Here is a 15,998-nt window from a genome sequence, read left to right as displayed (position 1 = left end):
CCACGAAGCGAGACCGGTGGTTGATGATGGCCATCATCCATCAGGCAACAATCGATAAAAAGCGTAAAAAATGCGGCATTCCCATCGAATCAATTGATATGAAATGGGCTCGAAATTTTCTCATCCAACTTTCACTTCATCGCATAAGCCAATGAGTCATAAGCAATTCACTAGAACTCAATGGCAAATGCAGACACCATAGCGCTCAACAGCCTCACACCCTGGAGTCAGTCCGCGTGCCGCAACACACCCCCGATCTTCCGCCTGAACTTCGCCCCCTGGCCGAGATGCCGCTGATCAAGCGCCTGCTCGCCCGGTTCTTCGGCTACAGCCTGACCCGCCTGCACGCACAGCATCGTGCATCGTGGTTGCATGGCCAGGCTGACGGTTTTCGCAGCGGTCACAGTGCCGGGGTCGATTACGGCTACAGGGAAGGCAAGCTCGAGGGGTTGGAGGAGGGTCGGCAGGTCCTGCTGATCCGCGACTCGCGCTCTACTGAACACCGTCCACCGAATGTCGATGACCTGCTGTTCGACGATTGGCGCCTGCCGTTGAGCGCCGAGTTGAAGAAGCGCATGAAGGCAGATGTGGCCCGGTTGCTGCCGGCCCATGCCCAGCCCAGCGCCGCACAGTGGAAAATGATCTTCAGCGACACGCCGTCCACCTCGGTGATCGCCGGTGCCGGCGCAGGCAAGTCGACCACGCTGGTGCTGCGCATATTGCTGTTGAGCCATTACCTGGGCTTCGAGCTGAGTTCGATGACGGTGGTGACCTTCACCCGTGAGTCGCGCAAGGACTTCATCAACAAGCTGATCGAACTGTTTGCGCTCTGGGGCCGCGCGATCAGTTTCAAGGAGGCGCGGGACCTGGTGCGCACCTTTCACTCGCGGATCCTGCCGATGGTGCGCAGTCTTCCGGGTTTCGAGCGTTTGCAGGCTTTCGAGAACCTCAGCCTGAGGGCTGCACAGGGGGACGAAGAGGTCGACAGCAATCCGTTCGACCTGCGTATCAACGACGCTCAGCGCCAACAGCTCAATGCCTGCTATCACCGTCTGCACAGTAATGACGAGCGCTTTCGTGAGCTGATCAAGCCATTGTCCCGGCATGCCTTGCAACTCAAGGAGCTGGAGCGGGATCACCCCGATGTGCAGAAACGCATGGGCGTCACCGAACTGGCGGCCAAGCGTGATGAAGAGTTGTGTGACGTCATTGAAGACCTGTGGTTTCGCGCCGGTACCTGGCCCATCAAGGGCATCGAACCGAATCGCCAGTCGTTCGATATCAACGGCTCTGCATTCCACTGTCACGGCTACATCCCGACGCTGGACGCCTGGGTGGTGCTGGGGTTCGATCCTCGGGAGAACCCGCAAGTCACACGCCCCAATGCCAAGCTGACGGTGCGCGCAGAATGGGCAGTAAAGCGCACCCTGTTTCAAGCTTTCTGTCGTAAGCCATTGATATGGCTAGACAGTTACGAATCATCAAGGCGTGTTCTGGCCTCGCTAGCGGGCGATGCCAGCGCCGGGCCGGGCTTCGATTACAAGGTCAAGGGCGAGCTCGCCTCCGCACCGTTGCTCGATTGCTTTGTCGCCGCCGCCGGGTTCATCGAAAACCTCGGGCTGGATGTGCCCAGTGCCGTGGGGCAGATGAGTTTCGCCAAGGACGATCCCGACCGGTTCTTCTTCGAGGCCCTGAGCCTTTACTGGCGGGCGCTGGAAGATCATTTGCTCGATCAGAAACCACCGATCATGACCTACAACCGGATGTTCGCCCTGTTCAGCGAGCATTCGCCGGAAAACCTCAAGCTGCTCAGTGATGAGCTGCTGCGGCCGTTGTCACACCTGATGATCGACGAATTCCAGGACGTCTCGCCGCAGATCGTCTCCTGGATCAGGGCCAGCCTGGCGGAGATCCGCAGTCGCGGGCCGGCCATGCACGTCGGACGCGGTGCCCAACGTTCCTCGCTGCTCTGTGTGGGCGATGACTGGCAATCCATCTATGGCTGGCGCGGCAGTTCGCCGAGCTACTTCATGGAGTTCAACAAGGAGTTCCCGTCGCCGAGCACCACCAAGGTCATGCTCAGTGACAACTACCGCAGCCACCAGCACATCATCGATGCCGCCGAGCACATTGTGCGCGCAGCACCGGCGATTGCCGGGAAGAAGGCCAAGGCCAGCGGTGAACCCAAGGCACTGCTGCCGGTGAACGTCCTTGATCGAGATGACCAGGGCATGGCGCAGCGCCTGATGGAGCATTACCGAAAGGGTGATTCAATCTTGATGCTTTATCGAAAAAGTAGCGATAAGTTATTGATAGAAGAGCATATTCAGTCAGTAGTTAATGTTGATTCTAGCTTGTCCCATGAAGCTCGCAGGCTCAAGCAACTGACGTATCACAGTGCCAAGGGCCTCCAGGCCGATGCGGTGTTTTTGCTGGGCGACTGCCAACACATGACCAGTTCGCCCTACAAGAATCAGGTTTACCGGATGGCGGGCCTGGGCAAGGCCGGTGACAGCGAACCCTACGACAATGCCCAGAAGGACGAGATCCTGCGCCTGGCGTACGTGGGTATTACCCGTGCCGTCAGCCATTGCTACTGGTACGTCGATGCGCAAGACACCCAGGCTGCGAACATGCCCAAGGCGTCAGACCGGATCGGCAAGGGCAAAGCGTTCTTTGTCGATCATCGTAAAAGCCAAAGCACCGCCTGAATCGAGACACTGTAGGAGCCGGCTTGCCGGCGATGGACTCAAGAGCGCCGCGTTTAGCCAGTAAATACGCGTTATCGTTAACGACCATCGCGAGCAGGCTCGCTCCTACAGGGGGGTGGACAGGCTTTAGGCATAACTCCTGAGGGCCTGGGGTGGTACGAAGGCTTCAAGTTCATCCTCCACCGCTTCGATTATTCGTTCTACATCCGCGGCATTCATGACGGTGGCGCAAGGAATACCGGCAATGGCGATCATGGTCTCGCCAGTGGCACGATCGAAAAGACGGGCAATCATGCTGCCCGGCGCGTCCATGCTCGCCTCGAAACCCATGGGATGAAAATGCCAGCGCATCAGCTGGCAGGCGTTTGGAAACGTGACCTTACTGAACCCTCTATTCATGTGTTGCCCGCCTTCATTATCGAGCGCTTCCTTTAGCTCATGGTAGGAGGGAAGAACCTTCAATGGCTCAACCAGTGACAGTCTTTAAAAGTAGCATCCGGATGTGAAAAGAATGTGGTTTTTTCAGGTCGTTTGGCGATTGCCGCCATTTTTTTGATTCAGGTCACGCTTGCTTGATATTGGCGGCCCAAAACCCGTATCCGTTTAGTCGTTGAAGACAAAGCGGAAGTTGGGCAAGCTCGGTTTTTTGCGTCGAGACTTTCAATGCACGCCGAGGATGATGGCCCGCTGCAAACCCAGGCCACGGGCGAGACGGTCATGCGCTATCACTTGCGCTGGAAACACCGGGACCTGGACGGCGTCATGGCGCTCTATCACCCTGAAGTCCAGTACAACGATTTTTTCCAGAACCGGGTCATGGGCCTGGCCGAATTGCGCGACTACGTGCGCAGCAGCATGCCCCGGGATCCGGATGAAGCGCTGGAGCACTCCGACCGCATTCGACTGGACGGCAACACCGCCTTCATTCAGTACCGCATCACCCTGCGCGGTGGTGAAGGACTGGTGTCGTTCCGCGCCAGCGAGGCGATCACCGTCAAGGACGGGCTGATCTGGCGGGTCAATGAATACGCTTCGCTGGTGCATGAGCAACCCGTCAGCAAAACCACCCCCGGCCAGCGCCCGGCGGTCAGCCGGCTGGGCCTGTCGCCTCGCCAGTTGAGCTTCATGGCCGATGACCTGCAGCAGTATTTCCAGCGCCAGCAGCCGTATCTTGATCCGGAGCTCGACCTGCAACGGGTGGCCAAGGAGTGCGGGTACAGCCGTAACCAGATTTCCTATCTGTTGAACCAGGTGTTGGGCCAGAGCTTCTACCGCTACGTCAACCAGGCGCGCCTGCAACACTTGCTCGCGGCACTGGATGGCGCCACGCCACCGCTGCGTATCGATGAACTGGCGTTCGCCGCCGGATTCAATTCGCTGTCGGCGTTCTACAGCTGTTTCCGCCAGCACACCGGTCAGTCACCCAAGGCTTACGTCAAACAAATTTCTTTGCGTGCACGCGCGCAAGACAGCGCCTGAGCCCACGCACTAGGATCGACGCCATCGAAGTTTTCAGTGGCGGAGTCTTGCATGCCGGCGTGGCGCACTATCAGTTTGTGGATGGACCAGCTCGACGAGCCTTTGTTGGCGCGTCCGGCGCTGGAGCGGGACCTGGATGTGGACGTGGCGATCATCGGCGCGGGCTATACCGGTCTCTGGACCGCGTACTACCTCAAGCAGCACAAACCGCAGCTGAACATCGCCATTGTCGAAGCGCAGACCGCCGGTTTCGGCGCGTCGGGGCGCAATGGCGGCTGGCTGATGGGCAACTTGCTGGGTGAAGATCGTCTGCTGGCCGGTTTGCCGGTCGAAGAGCGCCGCGCTTCCTATGATTTGTTGCATGGCATTCCGGATGAAGTGGAGACTGTCCTCGAACGTGAGGGCATCGACTGCGATTTCCGTAAAGGCGGGGTGCTGTATTGCGCTGCGCGTTATCCGGAGCAGGCGACCAGCCTGCGTCACCACCTGGACGATCTCCATCGCCAGGGCCTCGACGACAACCACTATCGCTGGCTGAGCCCGGAACAACTGGCGCAGCAGATCCGCGTCGCCAAACCCTATGGCGGCATCTATGCGCCACACGTGGCGACCCTCCACCCGGCCAGGCTGGTACGCGGGTTGGCCCGGATGGTGGAGCGCCTGGGGGTCAGGATCTACGAAAACAGCCCGGTCACCCATTGGCAATCCGGCAGCCTGCGCACGGCGAAAGCGTCGGTGCGCTGTCACTGGGTCGTTCCGGCAGTAGAAGGCTACGCCGTCACCTTGCCGCCCTTGGGGCGTTATCAGATGCCGGTACAGAGCCTGATCGTCGCGACCGAGCCCTTGTCGGCGGCCACCTGGGATGAAATCGGCCTGAGCCGTGGCCAGGCATTCAGCGAGGCCAGTCGCCAGGTGACCTACGGCCAGCGCACCGCTGACAACCGTTTGATCTTTGGCGCCCGTGGCGGCTATCAGTTCGCCGGCAAGCTGCGCCATGACTTCGAGCTGACCACGGATGAAAAGGACCTGCGGCGCTACCTGTTCGGCGAACTGTTCCCGCAGTTGAAGAACGTGCAGATCACTCATTCCTGGGGCGGCAACCTGGGCATGTCCCGGCACTTCAAGCCGCACATGCTCTGCGACCGGACCAAAGGCATCGCCTTGTCTGGCGGTTACGGCGGGGAGGGCGTTGGCGCCAGCAACCTCGGTGGACGAACGCTGGCCGACCTGATCCTGGGGCGCGACACCGATCTGGTGCGCCAGCCGTGGGTCATCCCGCAGCGGGGCCTCGACGCGCTCAGGGCCTGGGAGCCGGAACCGATCCGCTGGCTTGGCTACAACGCAATCATCCGCAGTTTTGTCCATGAGGACCAGACCCTGGCCAACCCGGCTACCGCGCCCTGGCGGCGCAAGCTGGCCAGCGGGGTGGCCGGTTTCATGGAAGGTTTCATGCACTAAACGGCGCGCTCTTCATCGACAGGCCATATCGACAGGTAATCCCATGAGCATCACGCAATTCAAGCACACCGCAACCCTGAAGCTGGAGGAATCCAACTCGGTCGCCGTGCCCCTGGGCACGCCCGTGGCCGTGGCTTCGACCACCAGCGTCGAACGCGACGACGGCGTCGAGACCGGCGTCTGGGAATGCACCCCGGGGCGCTGGCGGCGGCAGATCGTCGCCCAGGAATTCTGTCACTTCATCCAGGGGCGCTGCACCTTCACCCCGGACGGCGGCGAACCGCTGCACATAGAAGCGGGCGACGCACTGATGTTGCCGGCCAACAGCCTCGGGATCTGGGATATCCAGGAAACCGTGCGCAAGACCTACGTCCTGATTTTCTGATCCTTGATTGCCTGCCAACAAAAACAACCTACAGGAATCGACTCATGCTCCGAAAGACACTGACCCTGGCTCCGCTGCTGCTTGTTGCATCGATCAGTCAGGCGGCCGAAACCGTCAAAATCTATAACTGGTCGGATTACATCGCGCCGGACACCACGAAAAACTTCCAGAAAGAAACCGGCATCGGCTTCACCTACGACGTCTACGACAGCAACGAGACCCTCGATGGCAAGCTGATGACCGGCAAATCCGGGTACGACGTGGTGTTTCCGTCCAACCACTTCATGGCGCGGCAAATTGAGGGCGGCGCCCTGAAGAAGCTCGACAAGAGCCAGTTGCCGAACTGGAAAAACCTCAATCCGGTATTGCTCAAGGCCTTGCAGACCAACGATCCGGGCAACGAGCACGGCTTCCCGTACCTGTGGGGCAGCACCGGCATCGGCTACAACATTGCCAAGGTCAAGGCGGTGCTGGGCGACAACGCCCCGGTGGACTCCTGGGACTTGATTTTCAAGCCCGAGAACATGCAGAAGTTGCAGAAGTGCGGCGTGGCCATCCTCGACAACGGCCCCGAACTGCTGCCGGCCGCGTTGAACTACCTCGGGTTGCCGCCCCACAGCAAGAACCCGGAAGACTACAAGAAGGCCGAAGCCTTGCTGTTGAAAGTGCGGCCCTATGTCAGCTATTTCCACTCGTCCAAGTACACCAGTGACCTGGCCAACGGCGATATCTGCGTCGCGGTCGGTTTCTCCGGCGACATCCTGCAGGCGGAAAACCGTGCCAGGGAAGCCAACAATGGCATCGACATCGGTTATGCGATTCCCAAGGAAGGCGCCGCCATCTGGTTCGACATGGTCGCGATGCCGGTCGACGCTCCCGACGAAAAGGCCGGTTACGCCTTCATGAACTATCTGCTGCGCCCGGACGTCATGGCCAGCGTCAGCAACTACGTGCACTACGCCAATGGCAACGAGCAGGCTGACAGCCTGATCGACCCGGCGATCAAGAACGACACCAAGGTTTACCCAAGCCCGGAAATGATGGGGAAACTCTTTGCCCTGGAAGCCATGCCATTGAACATCGACCGGGTTCGCACACGCGTGTGGAACAAGATTCGCACCGGCAGCTGAAGACCTGGTCAGGCAATTGGGACAGGATGTCCCGTTGCCATCCTTGTCAGCCGACCGGCTCGGCTGCGCAACTCATCTGGCCTGAGCCGGGTATCTGGAAAAAAACCTCATCGCCGATTTGCCAGAAGCTGTAGCTGCCTTTGTAATCCTTGCCCCTGTACTGGGTTCCGGAATTGTTCGGCACCTGGTTCAGCGTTACCGAGGAGTTGGCCCATTTGAGGAACACCACGCCCGGTTCGACCGTAAAGAAGGTCGCGGCAACCAATGCGTTGAACCCTGCGCAACGATAAGCCAAGGGGCCTTCGGAGAGCCTGCTCGGGTCCTTGGTTCTGGCAATGGCCGAACCCTGGCGCAGTTGGAACGCACGCTCGGCATAACTGGCGATGACGCACGTCTTGGCTTGCGGGCCGGCACCACACTGGTTACGCGACTCAATCCAGAACCGCTGGTCAATCTCGACTTTATTCGGGCGCGGCACTGAATGTTCGTCGGTGAGCGCCAGGCGATAAAGACGATCGAGTTCCAGGTCCATGCGCGCCAGCTGAGCGTCGTGACAGATAAGCTTTTCGGTGGATGCCTGGGGCGTGGTGCAATCGAAACTGGTTTTGTAAGTTGGCAAGGGTTTTGGCTTTGCCTTTGTCGCTGCGTCACAAAGGCTCGCCGTCACGCACGCGCTGACGGCGAGCACAGAGGCCAGAAGTGGCATGACCATTTTCATTTCGGCGTCACCTGAGTCTATGCGTGATGCCCGTATTGCAACGCCTGTGTCCAGGCGTTGCACATTCATTCGGTCGCACGGGGTCTATCGAGTGTAAGGCAGTGCTCGAAACCTGCCACATCGTGCCAGGAGAAACGTCAGTCTTCCTCGCGAATCGTCGCCACTTCATCGGCCCTGACTTTCACCAACGCTCCCGAAATGTCCTCGAACTCAAAGAATCCGTCCTTGGTTTTGGTCTTCGGCATGTCCTTGGTCAGGTACTGAGTGCCGTTCTGCAGGGTCACCACCGTTGGCGTCGAGCAGCCGGCCAGCATCAGCAGGGCCGCGACGGCCAGGGGCAAACCCAAAGTCTTGATGTCCATGATCACCTCCCGTTCGTTGTGAAGCAGTGCCATCCATTCGCGCCTGTCACTGCATGCCTATGGCGGTTGGTGCCGCCAGGGGGCAGAAAGTTCTACTGCCCGGAAAATATTCCGTACAGCGCCTCCATTTATCCTTTTCCGATTGCACCGGGCAGGGTGGAACTGGTATCTGTACGCATAACCAGTACTCGCTCGCCATGGCCCATTTCCTGTGACCGCAAATCCCCTCGACGATCCGTTCTACTACTTGAACAACTTCATGCAAGTGCTTGATTGGCTTGAGCAGCGCTTTGCCGATGTACTGAGCGTCGACGAGCTGCGATTCATTAATGAGTTTAAGCGGTTACCCCGTGAATCGCAGGCACTGCTGGTCAGAATGGTCATGCGCAAGGGCATTCATTTCAGGGCCGGCAAATTGCATTACGACGAAATTGGCGATATCCCCGGCGCCGCCGGCCCGCTGTTGACACTCGGTTGGGTCGATGAGCGCATGCCGCTGGCGGTCGAGGAACTGTTCGAACTGCTGCTCAAGGGTGAAATCCTCCAGACCTTTGGCTCCGTCATCGATCAACCCAAAGGCCGGAAAACCGATTGGCTGCCAGCACTGAGCGAACAATTTCCCCAGGCGCAAAGCTTCAACGACTGGTGCCCATGGCTGGATGAGCGCCTGCTCAGCCTGACCATCATGGAGTTGTGCGATCGCCTGCGCCTGATGTTCTTCGGCAACCTGTATCAGGACTGGTCGGAGTTCGTGCTGGCCGACCTGGGTATCTACACCTACGAAAAAGTCGAATTCAGCGCCGAGTCCCGCGGCTTGCGCAGCCGCGAAGACGTGGATGCCTGTGTCCTGCTGCACGCGTACCAGCAACAATTCGAAGCCGGTGAAGCGCTGGAAGAGGTGGCCGGGCGCATCAAGGGCCTGGCGCTGGACAATCCCTGGTTGCAACGCCGGCGCGGCAAGCTGTTGTTCCAGATGGGCCAGCATTGCGAACGCATTGCGGATTTCGCCATGGCCCTGGATCTCTACCGTGAATGCGCTTATCCGGGTGCGCGGGCGCGGCTCATTCGCGTGCTGGAGCGCAGCGGGGAGTTCGAGTTGGCGCTGGATCTGGCCGAGCAGGCCGAACAGGCACCGGAGAGTGCCGCCGAACACCAGCAGTTGCACCGCGTGCTGCCGCGCCTGCGACGCAAGCTCGGCGGGCCGCCCATCAAACGGGCGGCGCCTCGGGAAATGCAACGTCTGGACCTGCAATTACCAAGAGTCGATCCGGCAGTGTCGGTCGAGTTTTACGTTCAGGCGCATCTGGCTGAGGATTCAGCACCGATCCACTACGTCGAAAACAGCCTGATCAACTCACTGTTTGGCCTGCTGTGTTGGCCCGCGATCTTCGCGCCTTTGCCGGGTGCGTTTTTTCACCCGTTCCAGCGCGGGCCGGTGGATTTGCTCAGCGAGGACTTCCAGGCCCGCCGGGCCGAACTGTTCCAGGCCTGCCTGGCCGAACTCGAAGACGGGCGCTATCGGCAGACCATTCGCCAGCGTTATGCCGCCAAGTGGGGCGTGCAGTCGCCGTTCGTGTTCTGGAGCGTGCTCAGCGAAGAGTTGCTGGAGCAAGCCCTCGAATGCCTCCCCGCCGAGCATCTCAAGCACTGGTTCAATCGCCTCTTGCTGGACATCAAGGCCAATCGCGCCGGCATGCCGGACCTGATCCAGTTCTGGCCGCAGCAAAAGACCTACCGCATGATCGAAGTCAAGGGCCCGGGCGATCGCCTGCAGGACAACCAGTTGCGCTGGCTGGAGTTCTGCCACGAACACCAGATGCCCATCGCCGTGTGCTATGTGCAATGGGCGGAGCAGGACGCTTGAGCTACAGCATTGCGGTGCGGGCGCTGTGCGAGTTCACCGCCAAGACCGGCGACCTCGACCTGCGCTTCACGCCGTCGCCCACTGCGCTGGAGGGCATTGTCGGGCACCGCACGGTGGCCTCGCGGCGCAGCGAGGGCTACCAAAGCGAAGTCGCCCTTGAGGGCCGGTTTCAGACCTTGACGGTCAAGGGCAGGGCGGATGGCTATGACCCGGGGCAAAACTGCCTGGAAGAGGTCAAGACCTACCGCGGTGACTTGAGCAAACAACCGGCCAACCACCGTCAGTTGCATTGGGCCCAGGCGAAAATCTATGGCTGGTTGATGTGCCGCCAATTGGATCTGCCCCGGATCAACCTGGCGCTGGTGTATTTCGACATCGTCAGTGAAAAGGAAACCTGCCTGGTCGAACCCCACGAGGCCGCGCAGCTGCAACAGTTCTTCGAACGGCAATGCGCGCGCTTCCTGCAATGGGCGCAACAGGAAGTCGTCCATCGTGACGGACGCAATCTCGCGGCGCAGCGCCTGGCCTTTCCTCACGCCGATTTTCGGCCGGGGCAGCGCCATCTGGCCGAGTCGGTGTTCAAGGCCGTCAGCACAGGGCGCTGCCTGATGGCGCAGGCGCCCACGGGAATCGGCAAGACCCTGGGCACCCTGTTTCCCATGCTCAAGGCACTGGCACCGCAGCAGCTGGACAAAGTGTTCTTCCTGACGGCGAAAACCCCGGGACGCAAGCTGGCCCTGGACGCTGCGCAAGTGCTGCTGGCCAGCGCCGATGCGCCACCGTTGCGGGTGTTGGAGATGATTGCCCGGGACAAGGCCTGTGAACATCCGGACAAAGCCTGCCACGGTGAGTCCTGCCCGCTGGCCCGGGGTTTCTACGATCGCCTGCCGGCCGCGCGGCAGGCGGCCAGTCAACTGAGCCTGCTGGACCAGGGCGCCCTGCGCGAGGTTGCCCTGGCACACGATGTCTGTCCCTATTACCTGAGCCAGGAAATGGCGCGATGGGCCGACGTGGTGGTTGCCGACTACAACTATTACTTCGATTTCAGCGCCTTGCTGTTCGGTCTGGCCCAGGCCAATCACTGGACGGTCGCGGTGCTGGTCGACGAAGCCCACAACCTGGTGGAGCGCGGCCGGCAGATGTACAGCGCCAGCCTCGATCAGGCGACCTTCAACGCTGTGCGAAAAACCGCACCCGAGGTGCTGAAAAAGCCAATGCAGCGAATCAGCCGCGAGTGGAATGCCCTGCATGACGCGCAAATCGGCGCCTATCAAGCCTATGACAAGGCGCCGGAAAAACTCCTTCAGGCACTGTCATCGTGCAGCGCCAGCATCGGTGACTACCTGAACGATCACCCACAAGGGCTGGACAGCGCACTGCAAGGCTTCTACTTCGACATGCTGCAGTTTTGCCGGGTGGCCGAACTGTTCGATGAGCAGTTCCTGTTCGACATCAGCAAGCGCGACCTCGAACGCAAGCGCAATCTCTCGCAGCTGTGCCTGCGCAACGTGGTACCCGCAGGGTTCATCCGCCCGCGCCTGACTGCCGCGCGCAGCACCGTGCTGTTTTCCGCGACCCTCAGCCCAAGGCACTATTACGCCGATTTACTGGGAACGCCGGCGGACACGGTGTGCATCGACGTCGAGTCGCCGTTTCATGCCGATCAACTGCAAGTGCACATCGTCAACCAGATCTCCACGCGGTTCGTGCATCGCCAGTCCTCTCTCGAACCGATCGTGGACCTGATCGCCAGGCAGTTCTGCAAGCGCCCCGGTAACTACCTGGCGTTTTTCAGCAGTTTCGATTATTTGCAGCAGGTGGCGCAGCTACTCGCCGAGAAACATCCGCACATCAGCCTGTGGTCGCAGTCCCGAGGCATGGGTGAAGCGCAACGCCAGCAGTTTCTCGACCAATTCCACGCCGACGGCCAGGGGGTCGGCTTTGCAGTACTGGGCGGGGCCTTTGGTGAAGGCATCGATTTGCCCGGTGCCAGGTTGATCGGTGCATTTATCGCCACCTTGGGGCTGGCCCAACTCAATCCGGTGAACGAGCAACTGAAACGGCGCATGGCCGCTATCTTTGGCGCCGGTTACGACTACACCTATCTGTTTCCCGGTGTACAGAAAGTGGTGCAGGCCGCCGGACGGGTCATCCGTACGCAACAGGATCAAGGAGTAGTGATGTTGATCGATGACCGTTTTGGCGAGAGTAAGGTCAAACAATTGTTGCCGCGTTGGTGGGCTGTCCAAATTCCCGGTATGACGCATACTCCAGAAAAACAATGAGGCGGTGGGATCAATGAGCGAAGATCGAACCAAGGTCAGTGCCATCGAAGACGGTCGTTTCCGGCTATTGATCGATGCGGTGATCGACTATGCGATCTACATGATTGATCCAGACGGCATCATTACCAGCTGGAATGCCGGCGCCAGGCGCTTCAAGGGGTATGAGGAGGCCGAGATCCTCGGTGAGCATTTCTCGCGTTTCTACACCGATGACGATCGTCGTGCCGGCTTGCCCCAGCGGACACTGGACACGGCGCTTGGTGAAGGGCGTTTCGAGGGCGAAGGCTGGCAGGTGCGCAAGGACGGCACTCATTTCTGGTCCCATGTGGTCATCGATCCGATCTTCGACCCGTCGGGCACCTTGCTGGGTTTCGCCAAGATCACCCGCGACCTGACCGATCGCCGGGTGGCCGAGGAAATCCTCAAGCTAAGCGAGCAGCAGTTCCGCCTGCTGGTGCAGAGCGTTACCGACTATGCGATCTACATGCTTTCGCCGGACGGACGCGTGAGCAACTGGAACCTTGGTGCCCAGCGCATCAAGGGTTACTTGCCGGAAGAAGTCATTGGCCAGCATTTTTCGATCTTCTATACCCCGGAGGATCGCGAAGCCCGCGAGCCACAAAGGACGCTGGATATCGCCAAGCGTGAAGGGCGCTTTGAAAACAAGGGCTGGCGGATGCGCAAGGACGGTACGCGGTTCCTCGCCCACGTCATCGTCGATCCGATCTGGGGTGACACCGGCACCTTGCTCGGTTTTGCCAAGATTACCCGTGATATCACTGACGTCACGCAAGCGCAGCAGGTGCTGGAGCAAACCCGGGAGGCCTTGTTCCAGGCGCAGAAAATGCAGGCCATCGGCCAGCTCAGTGGTGGCATCGCTCACGATTTCAATAACCTGCTGACGGTGATCCTCGGCAATCTGGAAATCGTGCGCAAACGGGTGACGGATAACCCCAAATTAACCCGCTTGATCGACAACGCTACCCAGGGTGCCTTGCGCGGCGTTTCCCTGACCCAGCGCATGCTGGCGTTTGCCCGACGCCAGGAACTCAAGTCGGAACCTGTGCGGATACCGGCCTTGGTGGAAGGCATTTCCGGGCTGTTACGCAGTTCCCTGGGGCCTTCGGTGAAAATCGAAACGCACTTCCCCGAAGATCTCGAACCGGTGATGGCGGACCTCAATCAGCTGGAACTGGCCGTACTGAACCTGGCCACCAACGCCCGTGACGCCATGCCCAATGGCGGAACCATCAGCTTCAGCGCCAGAAACCGTGAAGTGACCGACACAGCCACCTCATCCCTGGCCCCGGGGTGCTACGTCTGCCTGAGCATTGCCGATACCGGCGAGGGCATGGATGAAACCACGCTGGTCTCGGCGATGGACCCGTTTTTCACCACCAAGGGCGTGGGTAAAGGCACGGGCCTGGGGTTGTCGATGGTTCACGGTTTTATTGAACAACTGGGCGGACGGTTCATCCTCAAAAGCCAGAAGGACCATGGCACGACCGCCGAACTCTGGTTGCCGGTCGCCACCGGTGATTCGCCCGTGCAACCGGTCGCCGAAACGCCGGCCGTGACGGGGCCTGGTCTGAGCGTATTGGTGGTGGACGATGACAGCCTGGTGTTGACCAGCACCTGCCTGCTGCTCGAGGACCTCGGGCATCGGGTCATCAGTGCGCCTTGCGGTGCCAGGGCGCTGGAACTGTTCAGTAGTGAACCGCAGATCGATCTGGTCATCACCGACATGGCCATGCCTCAGATGAGTGGCGCACAACTGGCCAATGCCATCAGGAGCATGCGACCGGACGTGCCGATCATCCTCGCCACCGGTTATGCCGAGCGGCTGGAAGGCTTTGCCGCTCATCTGCCGCGTTTGCCGAAACCTTTTACCCAACTCAACCTGGTGGAAATCATTGCCTTGGCGATGAAGTGACGCGGCGGTTGTGCTGTTCATAGCGGGCCAGCATTGGCTGGGTGCTGATGCCGTGGACCAGAATGCTCAGGGCCACCACCGAGAGCGTCAGGTCGGCACACAAGGTGGCCACCGAAGGCAACAGATCGTGGTTCAAGGCGTAGAACAGGTAGTAGAAACTGCCGATGCCGCGAATGCCGAACCAGCCGATCAACCAGCGCTGCGGGCCATTGAGCAGCGAACCCCAGGGCATCAGCCAGACCGCCAGCGGGCGAATCATCCCGAATAGCACCAGTGCGAGCACCAGCGCCCGCCAGTCCCAGTGTGCAACCAACACGACCCCGAGCAAGGTGACCAGAAACACTTCCATGGCCCGTTCCACCAGGCTGCCGAACGATAGCATGTCGCCCATCATGATCCCGGCAGCAACTTGCGTGTCTTGCAGGTGGTCCACATTGCCGGCCACGGCCGCTTCGGGTTCGACATGCTGATGACCGACCACCGCCTGGACCAGGTGTTCGGCCGGTGCGTGGGTGCCACCGCTTGTCTTGACCTCGGCCTGGCGCAAGCCCAGGCCGGCGGCAAACACCGAGAGAAACCCGTAACCCTGGATGGTTTCGGCCACGACATAGGCCAGTGCGATCAGGGCCAGGGCCAGATAATCATTGGGTGAGAAGGTGCTGTCGGCATTCTTGATGCGCATGAACAAGGTCAGGCGGCCTATGCCGCGCCCCATCCAGTAACCGGTCAGCAGTCCGGCGGGCACGGCCCATAGCAGACTCTTGAGGATCCAGTCGTCGAGCCATGCACCTGTATTGTCGCTGTGTTGCAGTAACAACAAGCCGAGGATCACGAAGGGGAATGCAATGCCATCGTTGAAACCGGCTTCACCGGTTAGCCCGAACCTGACCGGGTCGTAATCCTTGGCATCGCTGACCTGTACCAGAGAGGCCAGGACCGGATCGGTGGGCGCCAGAATCGACCCGATCAATAGCGACGGCCCCCACGGGAACCCAAACCCGAAATGCAGCAACAGGCTTACACCGGCAATGGTCAGGATCATCACCGGTCCCGCCAGGGCAAATGCCACCCGCCATCGGCGATCGCCCAGGGGCAGGCGCAACTTCAACCCGCAGACAAACAGCGAAAACAGTACCGCTACTTCCGATAGATGCTCCATCCAGAAAGCGGCATCCTTGATATCCAGCGTGAGCAAACCCAGGCCCGCCGGACCGATGGCGACGCCCAGTACCAGACACACCGCCGACGTGGTGACCGGCATCCAGCGCAGGTACGACGAGGTCAGTGCCAGAGTCAGCAACACAGCCCCCAACACCGCCACCCAGGTAATGAAGCTCATGGTCCGGATCTCGAAACAACCATTACTGTAGGAGCGAGCTTGCTCGCGATGGACGTAAACGATAACGCGTTCTGTCTGAATAAACGCGTTGCGCTGGCGTTCATCGCGGGCAAGCCCGCTCCCACAGGGATCCGGGTGGTTGTCGAGGGGCTGGATCAGGCCTTGAGATGGCGCAAGCTGCGCTCCATCCGCGCGATGCAGATGACTTGTAGGAGCGAGCTTGCTCGCGATGGACGTAAACGATAACGCGTTCTGTCTGAATAAACGCGTTGCGCTGGCGTTCATCGCGGGCAAGCCCGCTCCCACAGGGATCCGGGTGGTTGTCGAGGGGCTG

12 protein-coding genes are annotated in these 15,998 nt (G+C 60.0%); 8 read left to right on the top strand and 4 right to left on the bottom strand.

The window, feature by feature from the left end; genetic code table 11:
- The first annotated feature begins 236 nt into the window (after window positions 1–236).
- Window positions 237–2,711 carry a UvrD-helicase domain-containing protein gene (locus Q8X48_RS26365; protein ID WP_407802062.1) on the top strand — a complete coding sequence of 825 codons (2,475 nt, stop codon included), beginning with the start codon at window positions 237–239 and terminating at the stop codon, window positions 2,709–2,711.
- 126 nt (window positions 2,712–2,837) lie between these two features.
- On the opposite strand, the gene Q8X48_RS26360 is transcribed toward Q8X48_RS26365, so the two are convergent.
- Entirely contained in the window at window positions 2,838–3,110 is a 273-nt protein-coding gene (locus Q8X48_RS26360) for a DUF1652 domain-containing protein (protein ID WP_007970606.1), read from the bottom strand.
- A gap of 264 nt (window positions 3,111–3,374) precedes the next feature.
- On the opposite strand from Q8X48_RS26360, the gene Q8X48_RS26355 reads away from it, so the two are divergent.
- Genes Q8X48_RS26355 through Q8X48_RS26340 form a run of 4 tightly spaced genes read left to right on the top strand, consistent with a single transcriptional unit; the run spans window position 3,375 to window position 7,163 of the window.
- Complete coding sequence (locus Q8X48_RS26355; protein WP_126045801.1) at window positions 3,375–4,190, top strand: helix-turn-helix transcriptional regulator; 816 nt, start codon at window positions 3,375–3,377, stop codon at window positions 4,188–4,190.
- 51 nt (window positions 4,191–4,241) lie between these two features.
- A complete protein-coding gene (locus tag Q8X48_RS26350) occupies window positions 4,242–5,648 on the top strand; it encodes an NAD(P)/FAD-dependent oxidoreductase (protein ID WP_407802061.1) in 1,407 nt (468 codons plus the stop codon).
- A 43-nt stretch (window positions 5,649–5,691) separates the two neighbouring features.
- Window positions 5,692–6,033, top strand: coding sequence for a cupin domain-containing protein (locus Q8X48_RS26345; protein ID WP_407802060.1), 342 nt, complete (start codon window positions 5,692–5,694; stop codon window positions 6,031–6,033).
- Window positions 6,034–6,077: 44 nt separating this feature from the next.
- Complete coding sequence (locus Q8X48_RS26340; protein WP_407802059.1) at window positions 6,078–7,163, top strand: polyamine ABC transporter substrate-binding protein; 1,086 nt, start codon at window positions 6,078–6,080, stop codon at window positions 7,161–7,163.
- 46 nt (window positions 7,164–7,209) lie between these two features.
- Here Q8X48_RS26340 and Q8X48_RS26335 read toward each other — a convergent pair whose 3' ends face one another.
- Entirely contained in the window at window positions 7,210–7,881 is a 672-nt protein-coding gene (locus Q8X48_RS26335; RefSeq protein ID WP_217835087.1) for an MliC family protein, read from the bottom strand.
- A gap of 137 nt (window positions 7,882–8,018) precedes the next feature.
- A complete protein-coding gene (locus Q8X48_RS26330) occupies window positions 8,019–8,243 on the bottom strand; it encodes a YgdI/YgdR family lipoprotein (RefSeq protein ID WP_407802123.1) in 225 nt (74 codons plus the stop codon).
- Window positions 8,244–8,502: 259 nt separating this feature from the next.
- Between Q8X48_RS26330 and Q8X48_RS26325 the strand changes: the two genes are divergently transcribed.
- The 3 genes from Q8X48_RS26325 to Q8X48_RS26315 are packed head-to-tail and all read left to right on the top strand — an operon-like array spanning window position 8,503 to window position 14,325.
- Window positions 8,503–10,107: a VRR-NUC domain-containing protein gene (locus tag Q8X48_RS26325; RefSeq protein WP_407802122.1), complete on the top strand. Its 1,605-nt coding sequence runs from the start codon at window positions 8,503–8,505 to the stop codon at window positions 10,105–10,107.
- On the top strand, window positions 10,104–12,392 hold the full coding sequence (locus Q8X48_RS26320; protein ID WP_407802058.1) for an ATP-dependent DNA helicase: 2,289 nt from the start codon (window positions 10,104–10,106) through the stop codon (window positions 12,390–12,392). The genes Q8X48_RS26325 and Q8X48_RS26320 overlap by 4 nt, the downstream gene beginning before the upstream one ends.
- 13 nt (window positions 12,393–12,405) lie before the next feature.
- Entirely contained in the window at window positions 12,406–14,325 is a 1,920-nt protein-coding gene (locus Q8X48_RS26315; protein WP_407802057.1) for a hybrid sensor histidine kinase/response regulator, read from the top strand.
- Here the strand turns inward: Q8X48_RS26315 and Q8X48_RS26310 are convergent.
- Window positions 14,303–15,664, bottom strand: coding sequence for a cation:proton antiporter (locus Q8X48_RS26310; protein ID WP_407802056.1), 1,362 nt, complete (start codon window positions 15,662–15,664; stop codon window positions 14,303–14,305). The two genes, Q8X48_RS26315 and Q8X48_RS26310, sit on opposite strands and share 23 nt — an antisense overlap.
- Window positions 15,665–15,998: the final 334 nt, after the last annotated feature.

Origin of the sequence: Pseudomonas sp. QLc11A, assembly GCF_052112305.1 — a bacterium.
In the GTDB taxonomy this organism is placed as follows: Bacteria; Pseudomonadota; Gammaproteobacteria; order Pseudomonadales; family Pseudomonadaceae; genus Aquipseudomonas; species Aquipseudomonas laurylsulfatiphila.
This window is presented reverse-complemented; position numbering and strand designations above follow the sequence as displayed.

Coding starts and splice junctions, on each gene's coding strand:
- Q8X48_RS26360 (WP_007970606.1), bottom strand. CDS start 3,110: ATGAATAGAGGGTTCAGTAAGGTCACGTTTCCAAACGCCTGCCAGCTG.
- Q8X48_RS26355 (WP_126045801.1), top strand. CDS start 3,375: ATGCACGCCGAGGATGATGGCCCGCTGCAAACCCAGGCCACGGGCGAG.
- Q8X48_RS26350 (WP_407802061.1), top strand. CDS start 4,242: ATGCCGGCGTGGCGCACTATCAGTTTGTGGATGGACCAGCTCGACGAG.
- Q8X48_RS26345 (WP_407802060.1), top strand. CDS start 5,692: ATGAGCATCACGCAATTCAAGCACACCGCAACCCTGAAGCTGGAGGAA.
- Q8X48_RS26340 (WP_407802059.1), top strand. CDS start 6,078: ATGCTCCGAAAGACACTGACCCTGGCTCCGCTGCTGCTTGTTGCATCG.
- Q8X48_RS26335 (WP_217835087.1), bottom strand. CDS start 7,881: ATGAAAATGGTCATGCCACTTCTGGCCTCTGTGCTCGCCGTCAGCGCG.
- Q8X48_RS26330 (WP_407802123.1), bottom strand. CDS start 8,243: ATGGACATCAAGACTTTGGGTTTGCCCCTGGCCGTCGCGGCCCTGCTG.
- Q8X48_RS26325 (WP_407802122.1), top strand. CDS start 8,503: ATGCAAGTGCTTGATTGGCTTGAGCAGCGCTTTGCCGATGTACTGAGC.
- Q8X48_RS26315 (WP_407802057.1), top strand. CDS start 12,406: ATGAGCGAAGATCGAACCAAGGTCAGTGCCATCGAAGACGGTCGTTTC.
- Q8X48_RS26310 (WP_407802056.1), bottom strand. CDS start 15,664: ATGAGCTTCATTACCTGGGTGGCGGTGTTGGGGGCTGTGTTGCTGACT.